Raw genomic sequence first — 17,079 nt, 5'->3', positions numbered from 1 at the left:
CCTTGCACCGATTGCGGTGCGGATATTCGAACATTCCGTCATGCCGGCACCGGATCGAGTCCGGCGTGACAAAGCGATCCGGCATCCAGCGGGCTGGATCCCGGGCCAGGCCCGGGATGACGATTGCGGGCTGATTAGCGCGCGCAGATTTCTTCTGCAGAGAAGAAGTAGCTCACTTCGCGCTCGGCAGAAGCAGCGGAGTCGGAGCCGTGCACGGCGTTGGCATCGATGCTCTCGGCGAAGTCTGCACGGATGGTGCCAGCGTCGGCTTCTTTCGGGTTGGTGGCGCCCATCAGGTCGCGGTTGGCCAGAATGGCGTTCTCGCCTTCCAGGACCTGCACAACAACCGGACCGGAAGTCATGAATTCAACCAGATCTTTGAAGAAAGGACGCTCTTTATGCTCGGCGTAGAAACCTTCCGCCTTTTCCTGGGACAGCTGCACCATTTTCATGGCAACAATGCGAAGGCCCGCTTTCTCAAAGCGGCTCTCGATTTCACCGATAACGTTCTTGGCAACGGCGTCCGGCTTGATGATGGACAGGGTACGTTCCACGGCCATGATTTTCTCCATTTCTAGGTTTTGCAAAAAAATTGTCTTAATAAAGATACGAAAAGAGCAACTCAGGGCCTACTCTCTTGGAATTCGATAGCCGCGTTGCTGCCCCAAAACGGGCCAGGCAAGGCGCAAGGAGCGTGGTTTAGCGGGCTAAATGAGCGACGAGCAACGCTGCATGGCCCGTTTTGGGGCGCAACCCGAAGGGACGGGACCGTTTTGCCGCAATCCCGCGTTGCTGTTCGCTTATGTGGAATAACCACACCGCACTCACAGCGCCTTGGCTTGCGACAAAACGGTCTCCGTCGCGGCCATCGTATTTCAAGAGAGTAGGCCCAGGTTGCTCTTCCCTGAATTCCCTCACCGCGCAAACTGTCGATTATTTAACCAAACCAGGTTCGCGGAGCGCGGATTATACGCGTGTTGAGGTGAAGTTTGTACCATTTGAATTGGTGGATGCGCTGCGCTTATCCACCCTACGGCCCTGGATGCCGGATCGCTTTGTCACGCCGAACTCGATCCGGTGCCGGCTGACGGGCTTTACTCGTTTTCTTCGATCCAGGCGGCCTGGATGGCCTCGAGGATCTTCTCGCCGCAGCGCTCGGGGTCGTCGTCAAACTCCGGTAGATCCATCACCCACTTGCGCAGGTCGACGAAGTTGACCCGCAGGGGGTCTACGTCCGGATGGGTGTCGCTGAGATCAATGGCAATATCGTGAATGTCGGTCCATTTCATTCCGGCAGCCCTCAGTGTTTCTCGGAAACCTGGTTAATGGTGTATTTGGGAATCTCGACCACAAGATCTTCCTCGTCCACGATTGCCTGACAGGACAGGCGGGACTCCGGCTCCAGGCCCCAGGCCTTATCCAACAGATCCTCTTCCAGCTCATCCGGCTCCCCCAGGGAATCAAAGCCTTCACGCACGATCACATGACAGGTGGTACAGGCGCAGGCCTTTTCACAGGCGTGCTCAATGTCCACACCGTTTTTCAGCGCGGCGTCGCACACACTGATGCCCGGTTCCACTTCAATCACTTTGCCATCGGGGCACAGTTCTTCATGGGGCAGGAATACAATTTTCGGCATAACTTATTTCTCTTGATCGGCGACCGCCCCTCAGGGCTTGTCAAATTCGTCCAGACTATGGCCCTGCATGGCGCGTTTGATGGAGGCGTCCATACGGCGCGCGGCGAAGGGCTCGGACAGCGCATTGAGCTCATCGATACGGGCGCGGATCTCTTCCGCAGTGCCGCCGTTATGGGCCAGGCGCAGGGCTTCCATGGCGCGCTCCAGTTCGTCCAGCTCGCGCTCGCTGAGCAGCTCCGCACCATTTTCCTGCAAGGCGACAATCATCGCCTCCAGGGTGCGCTCCGCTTCCACCTGCGCCTCGCGCTGGGCGCGCACGGCAATATCTTCCTCGGCGTTGGCATAGGAGTCCTGCAACATGCGGGTGATCTCGGAATCCTCAAGGCCGTAGGACGGCTTGACGGTAATTTCCGCCTGCACACCGCTGCTCTTTTCCATCGCGGTCACCGACAGCAGTCCGTCGGCATCCACCTGGTAGGTCACGCGAATATGCGCGGCACCGGCCACCATGGGCGGGATTCCGCGCAGTTCGAAGCGGGCCAGGGAGCGGCAATCGCTCACCAGTTCGCGCTCGCCCTGCACCACGTGAATGGCCATGGCGGTCTGGCCGTCTTTGAAAGTGGTGAATTCCTGGGCCTTGGCCACCGGAATCGTGGTATTGCGATGGATCAGCTTTTCGGTCAGCCCCCCCATAGTCTCGATCCCCAGAGACAGCGGAATCACGTCGAGCAGCAACAGATCTTCGCGGGACTTGTTGCCCACCAGCACATCTGCCTGAATCGCCGCGCCAATGGCGACCACCTGATCCGGGTCGATATCCGCGTGCGGCGCACGGCCGAAAAATTCCTGCACTTTTTCCCGCACACGCAGGGTGCGGGTGGAACCGCCCACCAGTACCACTTCCTGAACATCCTCGGCACTGAGGTCCGCATCGCGCAGGGCGCGCTTGCAGGCACGCAGGGTTTTGCTGATCAGCGGGTCGAGCAGCTCTGCCAATTTGTCGCGATCCAGTTGTGCAGACCAGTCGCCGTAGGTGACGTCTACCACGGAATCGCTCGCCAGTGCCTCTTTGGCCGCGCAGGCCGCATTCAGCAGTTTGCGCTGGGTGCCCGCATCGTGGTCGGTGCCGAGGCCCGCTTCCGCCGCCATCCACTCGGCGATGGCTCGGTCAAAATCGTCCCCGCCCAGGGCGCTGTCGCCACCGGTGGACAGTACCTCAAATACTCCTTTGGACAGACGCAGAATAGAAATATCGAAAGTGCCGCCGCCCAGATCGTAGACCGCGATGGTTTTGTCGGCGGCGTCACTGCCATCTTCCGATTTGTCGAGACCGTAGGCCACCGCGGCGGCGGTAGGCTCATTGAGCAGACGCAACACATTCAGCCCCGCCAGTTTGGCGGCATCCTTGGTGGCCTGACGCTGGGCATCATCAAAGTAGGCCGGCACGGTAATGACCGCTCCGTCCAACGGGCCGCCCAGGGATTCGGCCCCGCGCTGGGCAAGAACCTTGAGAATCTCCGCGGACACCTGCACCGGGTTTACCGTACCGGCCACCGTCTCGATAGACGGCATGCCGGAGCTGTCTTCACTAAAGCGGTACGGCAGCTGCTCGCCGAAGTGTTTGATATCAGCGATGCCGCGCCCCATAAATCGCTTGATGGAGATCAGGGTGTTGTAGGGGTCATCACCCGCCGCAGCGCGGGCTGCATAACCGACTTCCACACCCTGCTCGGTATAACGCACCGCCGAGGGCAGAATGACCTTGCCATCTTGCGCGGGCAGCGCTTCCGCAGAGCCGCTGCGTACCGTTGCCACCAGGGAGTTGGTGGTGCCTAGGTCGATACCCACCGCGCGCTTGCGCTCATGGGGTTCGGGGGTCTGGCCGGGTTCGGAGATCTGCAGTAAAGCCATAGTTCTGTATCAATCCAGTAAATCTTCTTCGAGCTCTTCAATCTGGCGCTGCAGTTTGGCGAGAAACTGCAGTTTCAGTAGCGCATTTTTGCCATCTTCCAGCGCGTTATTTTCAAGTGCCTGCGCAAATGCCTGCTCCTGAGCGTTGAACAGTTGCGCGGTTTCGCTACCGAGGTCTTCGAGTTCCGCTTCCGGGTCTGCCGCGTCGCGCACCTCTTCGAGGCGCTCGCGCAGAATCATCTGCTGCATCAGGAATTCGCCATCGGCGGTGGTCTGTTCGGGGTTGATCTGCACCCCCGCCAATTGCAGCAGATAAGCGGCGCGGGCAACCGGATCTTTCAGCGTATTATTGGCCTCATTGATCTGCGCCGCGTACTGCATGGCCAGCCTCTGCTCGCGCTCAGATTTGGCGGCAAAGCGGTCCGGATGAAATTCCTGCTGCAATTCGCGGTAGCGCTGCGCCAATGCCTGGCGATCCACCGTGTAGGAGACCGGAAGACCAAAAATTTCGAAGTAATTCTGTTGCATAGTGTTCACTGCGCGTTTCTGCAATCAGGTGCGACCGGGCGGGGCCAATCAAGAAAGTAGCGCCAGATAACAAAAAGGCCGGCATGCAGTCGCGCACCCGGCCTTGTTGCTGCTGCGCTTGCGCCCTAAACGTGGAAACTCTCGCCGCAACCGCACTCATTCTTGACGTTGGGATTCCTGAAGGCAAAACCTTCATTCAGCCCCTCTTTGACAAAATCCAGCTCGGTGCCGTCCAGGTAAGCAAGGCTCTTGGGATCGACGATCAGCTTCACGTCGCCCGCGTCGAACACCTCGTCTTCCGCTTCCGCCTGATCGACAAACTCGAGCACGTACGCCATACCGGAGCAGCCGGCGGTCTTCACGCCCACGCGAATACCAATACCTTTACCGCGACTGGCCAGTTGTTTGGCAACGTGTGCCCGGGCCGCTTCGGTCATGGTAATTGCCATCGGTGCTACTCCTTACTTCTTGCTTCTCAACCAGTTACCAGAGCTTATCCGGCAGCCTGCTCTGCGGCCTCGCCGCTCTTCTCACCGCGCTTCTCACGGATATTGCTCACCGCCGCCTTGATGGCGTCTTCCGCCAGTACCGAGCAGTGAATTTTCACCGGCGGCAGCGCCAGCTCTTCGGCAATCTCGGTGTTCTTGATCTGCGCCGCTTCGTCCAGAGACTTACCTTTCACCCATTCGGTGAGCAGGGAGCTGGAGGCGATGGCAGAACCACACCCGTAGGTCTTGAACTTGGCGTCTTCGATGATGCCGTTGTCGTTTACCTGAATCTGCAGACGCATTACGTCACCACAGGCCGGGGCGCCGACCATGCCGGTACCCACGTTGTCCGCCTTGTCGTCAAGACGACCAACGTTACGGGGGTGCTCGTAGTGGTCAATTACTTTATCGCTATAGGCCATGACTATACCCTCTCAAAAATTCCTGATTTCGGCAGTGCGTTAGTGGGCTGCCCATTCGATGGTGCTGAGATCAACACCATCCTTGTACATATCCCAGAGTGGGGACAGCTCGCGCAGTTTTTCCACTGCCTTCCTTACTTCTTTGGCCGCAGTATCCACGTCCTGTTCCGTGGTAAAACGGCCAAAGCTGAAGCGCAGGGAGCTGTGGGCCAGCTCATCATTCACACCCAGGGCGCGCAGCACATAGCTGGGCTCCAGGCTTGCGGAAGTACAGGCGGAACCGGAAGAAATCGCCAGATCCTTCAGGGACATAATCAGGCTCTCGCCTTCCACAAATGCGAAGCTTACGTTCAGGTTGCCCGGTACGCGTTGCTCCGCAGAGCCGTTGATGTGCACTTCTTCCATATCGCTGATCTGGCTCCAGAAGCGGTCGCGCAGGGCAATCATGCGTTTGGCCTCTTCCGCCATCTCTTCTTTGGCGATCCGGAAAGCTTCCCCCATACCGACGATCTGGTGCGTAGCCAGGGTGCCGGAACGCATGCCGCGCTCGTGGCCACCACCGTGCATCTGGGCTTCGATACGCACGCGCGGCTTGCGGCGTACGTACAGGGCGCCAATACCTTTGGGGCCGTAAACCTTGTGGGCGGAGAAGGACATCAGGTCCACTTTCAGTTCCGCCAGGTCGATATCGATTTTGCCGGCACTCTGTGCGGCGTCCACGTGGAAAATGATCTTTTTCGGCCGCAGCAGTTCGCCGATGGCGGCGATATCGTTGATCACGCCAATCTCGTTATTGACGTGCATCAGGCTCACCAGAATGGTGTCTTCGCGCAGCGCTTCCTCCACCTGCTCCGGATAGACGATGCCGTCTTCCTTCGGATTCAGGTAGGTCACCTCAAAGCCTTCACGCTCCAGCTGACGACAGGTGTCCAGCACCGCTTTGTGCTCGATCTTGGAGGTGATGATGTGCTTGCCGCGCCCCTGATAGAAGTGCGCAGCGCCCTTGATCGCGAGGTTGTCGGATTCGGTCGCGCCGCTGGTCCAGACGATTTCGCGCGGATCCGCATTGACCAGTTCCGCCACGTGGCGGCGGGCATCTTCCACCGCCTCTTCCGCTTTCCAGCCGAACAGGTGAGAGCGGGAGGCCGGGTTGCCAAAGTTGCCTTCCATGGTCAACTGCTCCGCCATTTTACTGGCGACGCGGGGGTCTACCGGGCAAGTTGCCGAATAATCCAGATAAATGGGAAGCTTCATAATCTCTTGTCTCCACTCGCCGATTTCCGTCGACGCCTTACTGCTGTCGCTAAAATTGCGTTCTATGTTGCTGTGGTCAGACCGCCGAGCCTGACCGAGCGGCCGGCACCTTACTGCAAGCCGCCGATAATCGCTACTTTCTGCTCTATGGTGTCACCCATCGCGGCACCGCGCCCATCCTGACGACGGGCCACTTCCTGCACTTCCGCACGTGCGACCATGTCCGCGAGACTGATGCCGTTGAGAAAGCTGTGAATCTGGTGACTGAGATCTGTCCACAGGTAGTGGGTGAGGCATTGCTCACCGCCGGAACAGTCGCTGTTGCCGCCACAGCTGGTGGCATCCACGGACTCATTGACCGCATCAATGATTTCCGCCACGCAAATCTCCGCAGCGGGTCGCGCCAGACGGTAACCACCACCGGGGCCACGTACACTGGACACCAGGCCAGACTGGCGCAGGCGGGAAAAAAGCTGTTCCAGGTAGGACAGGGAGATTTCCTGGCGCTTGGAAATATCCGCCAGGCTGATGGGACCGCGTTCGGCGTGCAACGCCAGGTCCAGCATCGCTGTGACCGCATACCGCCCTTTGGTTGTTAACCGCATACCCTCTCCTGGAAAGTCGCACCTGGCAGTCCGGACAAGGTATGCGCCCGGCATCCGCGGATGCCCTGCAACCCTCACCGGTACTACTGATTCGGGGCGCGAGTATGGAATAACCCACTACTTCAGTCAAGTATATAGCCGAGTGTTGCGGTCGGGTATTTGGCGGTTACTTAGACCGGTTGGTTATCACTGTTAACCAACCGGTCATATCCGGGGCCCCCGGTCAGTCCGGGCGCCCCTTACCACCACTGCGGTGAATATGGTTCTGGATAGCGGTCAGCATACCGCGCAGGATCCCCAGCTCCATATCGTCCGGGCGCACGCGACTGAACAGTCGGCGCAGGCGGGTCATGGTCTGCCGGGGATTGTCCGGATCGATAAATCCGAGCTCCGCCAGTGCGAGCTCCAGGTGCTCGTAGTAAAGCTCCATATCGTTGGCTTTCGCCGGCGGTCTGTCCCAATCGGTGAATTTGAGCGCTTCACCCTTGTCCGCCTCCAGCGCCGCCATGCGCGCCTCATACACCAGCACCTGTACCGCAGTGGCCAGGTTCAGGGAGCTGTATTCCGGATTGGCGGGGATATGTACGTGATAGTTGCAGGCCTGCAACTCCTCGTTGGTCAAACCGCGGTCCTCGCGGCCGAACACGAGCGCCACCGGGTGCGCCCTGGCTTCCGCCACGGCGCGCACGCCGCACTCCCGCGGTGTCAGCAGCGGCCAGGGGATACGGCGCTCGCGGGCACTGGTCGCCACCACCAGACCACAATCGGCCACCGCCTCTTCCAGAGTCTCGACCACCACCGCGGTATCGAGCAGCTCCGCCGCACCCGCCGCACGCCAGACCGCGTTGGCAGCGGGAAACTCCCGAGGCTGCACCAGATAGAGCTGGCTCAGTCCCATATTCTTCAGCGCGCGCGCAGCACCACCGATGTTGCCGGGATGCGCGCTGTTCACCAGCACCACACGGATATTATCCAGTGCCGCGAGAGCTGACTGGGAAGCCATTTGGGTTGAGGTTGCCGAAGGAGAGGTCGCCATGGTGAATCCGGGTATAGAACTGAATTGAGGCCGCATCGGGCGCAGCGTGGAGACAGGGAAACCCGGGTAGCATGCATCTGCCCGGTCACTCTACACTTGCCTGTTATAAAACGGGCGCGGAGTGTAGCAAAATTGAACGGGAATCCCTACAATCGCGCCCGTCGGCAGGCCTGACATTGCTTTTTACCATTCACAATCCACTACTGATCGCGGAATTCCTATGGAACCCATGCTGAATATTGCCCTGCGCGCGGCGCGCAAGGCCGGTGAACTGATCGAACGCGCCTGGGAGCGCGGCGACCTGATGAAGTTTGAAGAGAAGGGCCGCAACGATTACGTGACGGAAGTGGACAAGGCCAGTGAGCAGGAAATCATTTACCACCTGCGCAAGGCCTACCCCAAGCACAGCATTCGCGCCGAAGAAAGCGGCATCCAGGAAGGCGCCGAGCCGGAATACGAGTGGATCATCGATCCGCTGGACGGCACCACCAATTTTATCCACGGCCTCCCACACTTCGCCATTTCGATCGCCTGTAAACACAAGGGCCAGATCGAGCACGCGGTGGTACTGGACCCCATCAAACGAGAAGAATTTACCGCCAGCCGCGGGCGCGGCGCCGCGCTCAATGGCCGCCGAATCCGCGTCTCCAACCGCCAGGGACTGAACGGTGCGCTGATCGGTACCGGCATCCCGTTCAACGGGGACTCATTTGACAATATCGACGGCTACCTCGGGGCGATGAAAGAAATCGCCGGCCAGACGGCGGGCATCCGCCGCCCGGGCGCCGCCGCCCTCGACCTGGCCTACGTGGCCGCCGGGCGCTTTGACGGCTTCTGGGAGATGTACCTGAATACCTGGGATATCGCTGCAGGATCACTGCTGGTAAAAGAGGCCGGCGGCCTGATCAGTGACTTCCGCGGGGGCAATAGCTACCTCGACTCCGGCAATCTGGTCTGCGCCACCCCCAAAACCTTCAAGCCGCTACTGCAGATCGTCGGCAAGCATCTGGGCAATATTCGCCAGTAAACACGCTGCGGATGGTGTCAGCGGTGATGGCAGCAGGCCATCGCCGCGCCGCCATCCGGATCATCAGCCCCTAGGGGCTGAATACCGCACTTCCTTCCTCGACCTCCGATAGCGAGGCCTCTTCGAGTACTTCCTGTAGTGGCCGCGGCCGCCCGATATGGTAGCCCTGCACCAGATCGACCCCGATGGTCTGCAACTTTTCGGCCGTCGCCTGATCCTCAACGAATTCGGCTATTGTCTGCGCCTTCAGGCGATGTGCCACCTGATTGATGGACTCCACAATCATCAGATCGACGAAATTGGAATCCACCTGCCGAACAAAACTGCCGTCGATCTTGATGTAGTCGATGGCGAAATTTTTCAGATAATTGAACGAGCTCAACCCGTTTCCAAAATCGTCCAGGGCGACCGTACATCCCATAGCCCGCAAATCCGATACAAACTGGCTGGCGCTATCCATCTGGTTGATCATTGCGGTTTCGGTAATTTCCATTCCCAGCCGCTGGGGTGGTATCGCGGACTCTGCCAGCAACCCGAAGAACTGGCGCTGGAACAGGCTGTCACCCAGGGCGTCTGCGGAAAGATTCAGGGCAAATTTGAGTCCGCTGGCAGCCACTGCCGCGCCCTGGTTCTGGAACAGCTCGCGCACAATCCAGCTGTCAATCTGCTGCATCAGACCGTAGCGCTCCGCGGCCGGGATAAAAGCCCCGGGCAGAATCCGCTTTCCGTTGTTATCCAGCATGCGCACCAACACTTCGTAGTGATGAATTCGGGTTCGGTCACCGGCGCTGGCGATCGGTTGTGCATACAGCTGAAAACTCCCCTCATCCAGTGCTGTGCGGATGCGTGAGGCCATATGAATTTCCCGGTGCTGCTCCGCCGCAGCGCTGCGGTCGGCCTCGTACAACATCACCACACCACGCCCCGCATGCTTCGCGGAGTAACAGGCAACATCCGCCTGACTCATCAAATCCGCTACCTGGCTATTGCCGTGCGAGATCTCCGTGACACCCACACTGGCACCCACATCAAAAATTCTGCCGCTCCACGGGAAGCGTAGGGCAATAATTTTTCGCACCAGTTGTTCACAGCGGGCAAGCCCCCGGGTTTTGTCGCAGTCGCGCAACAGAATGCCAAATTCATCGCCGCCCAACCGCGCCACACAATCGGATTCGCGCAGATGCCCGCGCAGGAAGCGCGCTACATTTTTCAGCAGTGCATCACCGGCCTGGTGGCCTGCACTGTCATTGATGACCTTGAAACGGTCCAGATCCATATACGCCAGTACATGCACCCGCTCGGTATTGCGCACCGTACTCACCGCTTCCAGCAATTCCCGCCGGAAGGCTTCGCGGTTGGGCAGGTGGGTGAGATGGTCGTGACTCGCCTTGTAGCGCAACTGCTGAATCAGCTGGCGGGTTTCCGTTATATCCTGGCATACGAGGACCGCACCCAGTACCAGGCCACCACTGGTGCGCAGCGGCGATGCCGAGCATTTCACGTCGTAGCAGTCTCCACCCCGGTGGTGCAATACCGTGCCCTCTGGTGACATCACCGGCAGGTTCATACTGAGACAGTCCTGCGCAGGGCTGGCGACCAGGGCGCCGTCGCGTCCGCAGGACAAGCGCAGCACCTCCCGCACCGCCTGACCGCTCACTTCCGACAGCTTCCACCCGGTCAGCTGCTCCGCTACCGGATTCATAAACGTGATCCGCTGGTGCTCATCGGTCGCAATCACCGCGTCGGCGATTGCGGTGAGCGTTACCTGCAGGTGCTCTTTCTCCTTTTCCAGGGATTCGGCCATCTGTTTGTTTTCGGTGATGTCGCGCAGGACACCGATCAGCCGCACCGGCTTGCCGCGATCCCCTCCCGACTCCATCACATGAGCCAGTTCATGCACCCAGCGCCACTGCCCTCCGTCGGTTTTTACCCGGTACTGACAGTCAATATCCGGGGCGTCCCCCTCAATATGCGCTTTTTGCGCTTCCAGCAAACGTGTGCGGTCGGCCTGGGCTACCCGCGCTATCCAATCCGAACGACTGGCAAGTCTGCTGGCATCGATGCCCATGCCGCTGCTCAACCACTCCGAAAAGAATGTTTTTCCGGTAACCAGATCCCAGTCATACACCACCTGGCCGGTGACCGATAGGGAAAATTTCCAACGCTCCTCTGCCCGTGCCAGCTGTTCCTCGCTGCGCTTGCGCCAGTCGACATCCTCGACCTGCACCACCGCGTACAGGGGCTCATTGCGCGACCCTCTTGCGAGGGAACAGGACCAGTGCCCCCATACCCGCTCACCATTTTTGCGCACAAACTGCCATTCCGCGTCCTGCACATATCCGAACTCAAAATCCTGTGGCGGGCGCTGGTAGGAGCGCCCCCCCGATGTGGAACCCGCCTCCGCGGTCATAGGCAACGCCACTACCTCCGCCACTCGCAACCCACGCAACTCCACCTCACTGAATCCGATAAACCGGCAAAAACTCGCATTTGCCTGAAGAATGCGATTGTCCAGGGTTACCAGAAGCATGCCGATGCGTGAGGAGGCCATGGCGGCGCGAAAGCTGCTCTCCACTTCGGCAATACGCGAGCTGCGTTTACGCTCGACGCGGGAAATCACCGCCATGATGTAGGCGGGAAACACCGCCGCGTACAGAGGCAGAAAATCCAGCGCCGCGGTGAGCTTTTGCAGCTCGGCGGGCAGCCAGAACTGCGCGTTGGTGAACACCGCAAGCTGCGCAACCACGGCAATAAACACCAGCAGCAACGTCTGTATCAGGTTGAGACGAGACGCCGCCCAGATCAGTGGCAGTACAGTGAAGACAAAAGGGTGGGGAAGATACAGCAGAATACCGAAGACACCGCTCAGTGCGATGGCTGATACCAGGGCCAGCCGGAAGATGGCACGTGTAGAAAGCGCCGCAAAGCCGGTCCCCAGTGAAAACAGGTATACAAGAGGGAAAAAGATGCTGATTCCGACAACATCTGCGAGATACCAGACTGCAAACACATCGAGCGGTGGCAATCCGGCAAAGACCATCGCCACAAGCGCCCCAAACCCGGCCCCAAACAAGGTCGGGATTAGCGCACCAAAACAGAGAAAACGCAGCCAGCAGCCGGCCCCATCAAAAAAACCTCCGCCGGGACAGAAAAATCGCAACATGGTCGTTGCGACACTGGCTTCCACCACGCCAGCGAGGGAATACAGGGACGCATTCGCCAGCGCCACATCACCGATCAACGCAGCACAGAACGACCCCAGGTAAGACGACAACAATAACACCGGCCAGGAGCGGAAAGCGTGTCGGTAGAGGATGGCGATAGTGTACGCATCCGCAAGCCAGATAGTGGCAATTCCATCACTGACGTCGAGAAACTGCTTGCACAGATACGCGAGACTGAATGCGCAGATGGCCAGTAGTAAAACCGTCCGCGTAGACGCGGTGGCATGCTCGCTGTGGGTAAATCGCAGCCCTGCCGGTGCCTCCAACCCCCGCACCCCTACGTTATTCTGATCGGCAATTCCCGAATCGGGCGCTGGCGCTTTCACGCAGTATATCCTTTCACTATCGTATCGTTATTCCTGATGCGTCAAACGCAGTGCGTTCACCGACGAACCCGCGGGACGGGCACCGGTATTTTTATCGGGCCGGGTCCCCGCCCTCGACTTCATCCACATTGAGGCGGCCGAGCGACAGCCCATAGCGCAATCCTTCCGCGAGAGTGGCGAGGTCATAACTCGCAGGCACGCAAATATCCACCTGCTCGCTGCGCTGATCGAGAATGCCCACCAGGGGTATATGCGCGGTGGTCGGATCGCTCCGCAGAATGCTGACGAAATCCTGTAGGGAAACACCGGGCAAGTCCCTGTCGATCAAAATGATATCCGGCCGTCCGGTGCGAGCAAGAAAGATCCCCCGCATCGCATCGTTACAGGTTTCCACCTGCGCCTGCTGCACAGATGCGAGCACCACTTTCAGACGGCTGGCATTGGCGGTTCGCCCGGTGATGTAAAGTAGACGACATGCGGGAAGCATCTGCGCATAGTCTGGACGGGCCGCCATTTTCAATACTTCGTTGGGGGCATCGTTCATCATGAACTCGATCCAGAATACCGAACCCTGGCCCTCTTCACTGTCAAACCCAATGCGCCCACCCATGGCTTCGGTCAACTGCTTGGCAATGGCCAGGCCAACCCCGGTGCCTTCTATCTTGCCCAGCTCCGCCCCAAGGCGGTTAAATGGTTCGAACACCTGTGACTGCTTGGATGCAGCAATGCCGCTACCGGTATCCAGTACACTCAACCGCAACCACCCTTCAGCCTGGGGAGCCAGGGAAATGACCACGCGACCGCCCTCGCGATTGTATTTGATCGCATTGCCCACCAGATTGAGTACAACCTGCTTGAATCGCACCGGATCTGCAAGGATGCATGCACGTTCCCAGCCGAGCGGCTCAAAGGTAAGACTGACTTTACGGGTGTCTGCAAGCGGCTCCAGTAGCTGTCGGCAGTCTGCGACCAGGTCTGCTGGCTGAATCGGCTCGATGGACGGTGCGAGTCGCTGGCTGTCGATCCGGGTCAGTTCCATTACATCCCCCACCAGATGCAGAAGGTGCTGGCCCGCTTTGCGAATTTCAGCGATACGCAGTCGCTGGTTGGGATTCAGACTCTGATCGAGCTCAACCATCTGGCTGTAGCCGAGAATGGCATTGAGCGGGGTGCGCAGCTCGTGCCCGAGGCTGGAAATCAATTCGCTGCGGTCGCGGTTCTGTTGTTTCAGCCGCAGCAGCTCCTCTTTCGCGCGCATCTGCTTTTTCTTCGCGGTGGTGATGTCTTCCAGGGTGCCGAGTACCCGGATCGGACGACCGGCGCTGTTCGTCTGCACATTGCCGCGGGCCCGCACCCAGATGGTATTTCCATCCCGGTGCTTCAGACGAAAGGCCACATCCAGCGGCAGCCGCTCGCGCACGTTATCCTCCATCGCCTGTTTGACGTCCGGATAGTCGTCCGGAAACATATGGGTTTTCCAGCGCGCCAGGGCCGCACGCACATCCGGGTCACTGTGCCCCCGGGCGTACCCCAGCATATTCCAACAGGTGTTATCCAGTACGACTTCGTCCACCCGCAGGTCCCACTCCCACTGGCCATCGCCAATGGCATCCAGGGTCTGCTGCAGGCGCTCGCCAGAGAAGTTGGACTGTGGGCCCACTGCCAGCGGTTCGCTGTAATCGGTACAGCCGCCAAGGAAGAATCGCTGTCCCGCAGGATCGCTGAACACGCGCGCCCACAGTCGCAGCCATACGGGCTGCCCGTCGCGCGCATAGGCCCGAAAGGTGGTATCGGCAAAAGCGCCCTGCTGGCACAGCCGATTGCGCAGTGCCAGCAGCCCATCGCGATCATCGGAGTGGACCAGATCCAGATCCCCGCTCCACAGGCCGGCGAGTGCCAGATCCGGCTCCTGATGCAATTGCAGCCAGAAACTCCCGATAGCACGCTGTTCCCCGGTTTCCGGGTGCCACTCCCAGATGCCCTGATTCGCGCTCAATAGCAGGCTATGCAGGTACTGCGCCTGATTCAACGACTGCGCCGGTGACAAGCCTTCCAGCTCATCCGGGGTTGCGAGGTACAGGCCAAATGGACTGGAGTGTATGGGGGTCGTCTTCGACACCGTATTGCCGTGCAGCTGATCTTGAGGAAAGGCCGCCTGGGCAGCCGGAATACGGCTAGTGAATCACTTATCGCCAGATAAAAAAAGGCCCCGCAGTGCGGGGCCCAAAATAGCGATGATGAGAGAAAACGGGAAGTCACGCATTATTACATTTGCCATAACCCGTGATGGATTCCCGGAGCGTGGACCTCGCGGCCCACGCTTAAGGTATTGCAACCGGTGTGCCAACTTTTAAAAAAACGTAAAAAAATAACTTTCCCACGCCAAACACCGGAAAACAGTTCAAAAAATAATCACGCTCGGCACACACAAGCGAAAACCCTGTGCTAATAATCCCTATATTAAGGATAAATGACAGCGCTTGAACCAAGATTGAACGCAAAATTCCACTAACGCACCAAAACAACGCACAAATAGATCTAACCGCACTATCGTGACTTTCCGGTTTTCAGTGGGCAATTAATGTACAATGGCACTCTATCCTTACAGTCCAACGGAGAACCGTGGGGCAAAAAAGAGGTCTCATATCCACCAAATAGCCGGACGAGCGCCCTCTAATAACGTGTCCCGGGGCGGCATCTGCGGTAGCATTTCCCTTTCGACGCCCGCCCCGGGTGTGGGCGCCGAAATCGGCAGGCTTAAATAAGGTTTTAAAGTATGAAAGCAGTTCCCGAAGCCCCCCGTATCTGGCTCACGACCGTACTGTTCGCCAGTACCGCGCTGGTCGCCGTGACCCTGGTACCTCTGTATGACTTCCTGGTTGGTTATCACTGGTACCAGTGGCTGGCATTCGCCGTACTGGGTGCCTTCTGCGGTTTCTCCATCACAGCGGGCTATCACCGCCTCTGGTCTCACCGTACCTACGAGGCACACTGGTCCCTGCGACTCTTTTACGCCCTGTTCGGTGCCGCCGCGCTTCAGAACAGTGCACTGATCTGGTGTTCCGGTCACCGCCGCCATCACCGCCACTGCGACGACAACGATCACGACCCCTATTCCGCCAAGCGCGGCTTCTGGTTCTCGCATATCGGCTGGATGCTGCGGGATTACCCCAGCGGTGCGGTGGACTTTGACAACGCCAAGGATCTGCAGCGGGACAAGATCGTCATGTGGCAGCACAACCACTATGTGCCCATTACCCTGGCCATGAACCTTGGCGTTCCTCTGGTACTCGGTCTGCTGACTGGTGATGTGTGGGGTATGCTGCTGCTGGCCGGTGTACTGCGCATTGTGGTGAACCACCACACCACCTTCTTTATCAATTCCCTGGCGCACATCTGGGGCCGTCGCCCCTACACCGATGAAAATACTGCCCGCGATAACGATCTGCTGGCGTTTTTCACCTTTGGCGAGGGTTACCACAACTACCACCACATTTTTCAGACCGACTACCGCAACGGCATTCGCTGGTACCAGTGGGACCCCACCAAGTGGCTGATCAAGACCGCCAGCTGGCTGGGGCTGGCACGCAACCTGAAAACCGTGCCCGCAATGCGCATTCAGCGCGCCATGCTGACCATGCAGTTCAAACGCGCGGAGAAGAAACTGGAGAACTCCAAGCATAAAGAAAGCTGGAAACAGTTGCTGGAGCGGGAAGCACAGGACTTTTCTGCCGCCCTCGCGGAGTGGAAAGAACTACAGCAGACACGCTACGAAAGTGCCCGCGAGCGTCTGGTGGAGAAGTGGGAAAACGCCACCATCCGCACCCGCGTCAAGGAGCTGGAATACAGCCTGAAAATGCAGCGCAAGCGGTTGCAGATCATGATGGAGCAGTTCCATCTGGCCCCGGCCGCTGTCTAAGCACATAAGGCGACCCTACGGGTCGCCTTTTTTTATTCCGGACATCGATCACTGGTGATGACTTGAACGCCGAGGGATATGCACTATAACCATAAGAGAAAGATCGCACTCCCGCGCAACCAGGAAAACTATAATTACATCAATCAACGAGAAGGCGCTATTGATGAAGACGTTCAAACAGGCCCACGAAGTGCTCAAGGACGCCCAGAAATTTCACCTGGATATGGCCGGTGTCTACCAGCAACTGCTGGAAAATGCCCAGGACAACCGCACCCAGCTGCTGCTCAAACACCTGCATGAGCACGAACTACGCATGGCCAATAACCTGAAGAATTACGGTGCGGTGGCAGAACAGAAAGTCATGCAGACCTGGCTACAGTACACCCACGAGGAGTCCGCCGGAGAGCTGCTGAAAAACCTCGACCTGAGCGAGAAACCGTCCATCGAAGAGATCAACAAGCTTGGCCAGGAAGTGGATCGCTACTTTTCCGAACTGTACCATTCCGTTTACGGCGCCATTGAGTCAGTGGAAGTCAAAGAAGTCTTTGAGAATCTGAAACACATTCAGGACAAGGAACGTATCACCCTGTCCATGGCCACAAACTCCCTCTGGGATATGTAGCCGCCTGCCGCGATACCGCAGTGCCACCGCGGCAAACCGGTATCGCGCTGTCCGCCTCTTTGCTCCCCCCCCCTGGAC

15 protein-coding genes are annotated in these 17,079 nt (G+C 58.6%); 3 read left to right on the top strand and 12 right to left on the bottom strand.

Annotated elements, in window-relative coordinates:
* Positions 1–134 precede the first annotated feature (134 nt).
* The 10 genes from ndk to trmJ all read right to left on the bottom strand — a co-directional run bounded on the left by ndk (position 135) and on the right by trmJ (position 7,850).
* Positions 135–560 carry a nucleoside-diphosphate kinase gene (ndk, locus tag LRR79_RS07875; RefSeq protein WP_231759806.1) on the bottom strand — a complete coding sequence of 142 codons (426 nt, stop codon included), beginning with the start codon at positions 558–560 and terminating at the stop codon, positions 135–137.
* A gap of 534 nt (positions 561–1,094) precedes the next feature.
* Positions 1,095–1,289 (bottom strand): Fe-S cluster assembly protein IscX, encoded by a 195-nt coding sequence (gene iscX, locus LRR79_RS07870; RefSeq protein ID WP_231759805.1) that lies wholly within the window; start codon positions 1,287–1,289, stop codon positions 1,095–1,097.
* A gap of 11 nt (positions 1,290–1,300) precedes the next feature.
* Complete coding sequence (gene fdx / locus LRR79_RS07865) at positions 1,301–1,639, bottom strand: ISC system 2Fe-2S type ferredoxin (RefSeq protein ID WP_231759804.1); 339 nt, start codon at positions 1,637–1,639, stop codon at positions 1,301–1,303.
* Between the two features lie 30 nt (positions 1,640–1,669).
* A complete protein-coding gene (gene hscA / locus LRR79_RS07860) occupies positions 1,670–3,550 on the bottom strand; it encodes a Fe-S protein assembly chaperone HscA (protein WP_231759803.1) in 1,881 nt (626 codons plus the stop codon).
* A 9-nt stretch (positions 3,551–3,559) separates the two neighbouring features.
* Positions 3,560–4,078: a co-chaperone HscB gene (hscB, locus tag LRR79_RS07855; protein WP_231759998.1), complete on the bottom strand. Its 519-nt coding sequence runs from the start codon at positions 4,076–4,078 to the stop codon at positions 3,560–3,562.
* A gap of 125 nt (positions 4,079–4,203) precedes the next feature.
* Positions 4,204–4,527, bottom strand: coding sequence for an iron-sulfur cluster assembly protein IscA (iscA, locus tag LRR79_RS07850; RefSeq protein WP_231759802.1), 324 nt, complete (start codon positions 4,525–4,527; stop codon positions 4,204–4,206).
* Between the two features lie 44 nt (positions 4,528–4,571).
* A complete protein-coding gene (gene iscU / locus LRR79_RS07845; RefSeq protein ID WP_231759801.1) occupies positions 4,572–4,988 on the bottom strand; it encodes a Fe-S cluster assembly scaffold IscU in 417 nt (138 codons plus the stop codon).
* Between the two features lie 39 nt (positions 4,989–5,027).
* Positions 5,028–6,242 carry an IscS subfamily cysteine desulfurase gene (locus LRR79_RS07840; RefSeq protein ID WP_231759800.1) on the bottom strand — a complete coding sequence of 405 codons (1,215 nt, stop codon included), beginning with the start codon at positions 6,240–6,242 and terminating at the stop codon, positions 5,028–5,030.
* A gap of 110 nt (positions 6,243–6,352) precedes the next feature.
* Positions 6,353–6,847: a Fe-S cluster assembly transcriptional regulator IscR gene (gene iscR / locus LRR79_RS07835; protein WP_231759799.1), complete on the bottom strand. Its 495-nt coding sequence runs from the start codon at positions 6,845–6,847 to the stop codon at positions 6,353–6,355.
* 223 nt (positions 6,848–7,070) lie between these two features.
* A complete protein-coding gene (gene trmJ, locus LRR79_RS07830) occupies positions 7,071–7,850 on the bottom strand; it encodes a tRNA (cytosine(32)/uridine(32)-2'-O)-methyltransferase TrmJ (RefSeq protein WP_231759798.1) in 780 nt (259 codons plus the stop codon).
* 253 nt (positions 7,851–8,103) lie between these two features.
* Between trmJ and LRR79_RS07825 the strand changes: the two genes are divergently transcribed.
* Positions 8,104–8,910 carry an inositol monophosphatase family protein gene (locus LRR79_RS07825; RefSeq protein ID WP_231759797.1) on the top strand — a complete coding sequence of 269 codons (807 nt, stop codon included), beginning with the start codon at positions 8,104–8,106 and terminating at the stop codon, positions 8,908–8,910.
* A 70-nt stretch (positions 8,911–8,980) separates the two neighbouring features.
* Here the strand turns inward: LRR79_RS07825 and LRR79_RS07820 are convergent, their stop codons facing one another.
* Together LRR79_RS07820 and LRR79_RS07815 are read right to left on the bottom strand one after the other, a co-directional pair.
* Positions 8,981–12,460, bottom strand: coding sequence for an EAL domain-containing protein (locus LRR79_RS07820; RefSeq protein ID WP_231759796.1), 3,480 nt, complete (start codon positions 12,458–12,460; stop codon positions 8,981–8,983).
* A 91-nt stretch (positions 12,461–12,551) separates the two neighbouring features.
* Positions 12,552–14,579, bottom strand: coding sequence for a hybrid sensor histidine kinase/response regulator (locus LRR79_RS07815; RefSeq protein ID WP_231759795.1), 2,028 nt, complete (start codon positions 14,577–14,579; stop codon positions 12,552–12,554).
* Between the two features lie 657 nt (positions 14,580–15,236).
* On the opposite strand from LRR79_RS07815, the gene LRR79_RS07810 reads away from it, so the two are divergent.
* Both LRR79_RS07810 and LRR79_RS07805 read left to right on the top strand, forming a co-directional pair.
* Positions 15,237–16,379: an acyl-CoA desaturase gene (locus LRR79_RS07810; RefSeq protein ID WP_231759794.1), complete on the top strand. Its 1,143-nt coding sequence runs from the start codon at positions 15,237–15,239 to the stop codon at positions 16,377–16,379.
* 163 nt (positions 16,380–16,542) lie between these two features.
* Positions 16,543–17,001: a hypothetical protein gene (locus LRR79_RS07805; protein ID WP_231759793.1), complete on the top strand. Its 459-nt coding sequence runs from the start codon at positions 16,543–16,545 to the stop codon at positions 16,999–17,001.
* Positions 17,002–17,079 lie beyond the last annotated feature (78 nt).

The organism is Microbulbifer elongatus, assembly GCF_021165935.1.
Lineage (GTDB): Bacteria > Pseudomonadota > Gammaproteobacteria > Pseudomonadales > Cellvibrionaceae > Microbulbifer > Microbulbifer elongatus.
This window is presented reverse-complemented; position numbering and strand designations above follow the sequence as displayed.

Coding starts and splice junctions, on each gene's coding strand:
- iscX (WP_231759805.1), bottom strand. CDS start 1,289: ATGAAATGGACCGACATTCACGATATTGCCATTGATCTCAGCGACACC.
- fdx (WP_231759804.1), bottom strand. CDS start 1,639: ATGCCGAAAATTGTATTCCTGCCCCATGAAGAACTGTGCCCCGATGGC.
- LRR79_RS07810 (WP_231759794.1), top strand. CDS start 15,237: ATGAAAGCAGTTCCCGAAGCCCCCCGTATCTGGCTCACGACCGTACTG.
- iscR (WP_231759799.1), bottom strand. CDS start 6,847: ATGCGGTTAACAACCAAAGGGCGGTATGCGGTCACAGCGATGCTGGAC.
- LRR79_RS07840 (WP_231759800.1), bottom strand. CDS start 6,242: ATGAAGCTTCCCATTTATCTGGATTATTCGGCAACTTGCCCGGTAGAC.
- LRR79_RS07825 (WP_231759797.1), top strand. CDS start 8,104: ATGGAACCCATGCTGAATATTGCCCTGCGCGCGGCGCGCAAGGCCGGT.
- iscA (WP_231759802.1), bottom strand. CDS start 4,527: ATGGCAATTACCATGACCGAAGCGGCCCGGGCACACGTTGCCAAACAA.
- iscU (WP_231759801.1), bottom strand. CDS start 4,988: ATGGCCTATAGCGATAAAGTAATTGACCACTACGAGCACCCCCGTAAC.
- ndk (WP_231759806.1), bottom strand. CDS start 560: ATGGCCGTGGAACGTACCCTGTCCATCATCAAGCCGGACGCCGTTGCC.
- LRR79_RS07805 (WP_231759793.1), top strand. CDS start 16,543: ATGAAGACGTTCAAACAGGCCCACGAAGTGCTCAAGGACGCCCAGAAA.
- trmJ (WP_231759798.1), bottom strand. CDS start 7,850: ATGGCTTCCCAGTCAGCTCTCGCGGCACTGGATAATATCCGTGTGGTG.
- hscB (WP_231759998.1), bottom strand. CDS start 4,078: ATGCAACAGAATTACTTCGAAATTTTTGGTCTTCCGGTCTCCTACACG.
- hscA (WP_231759803.1), bottom strand. CDS start 3,550: ATGGCTTTACTGCAGATCTCCGAACCCGGCCAGACCCCCGAACCCCAT.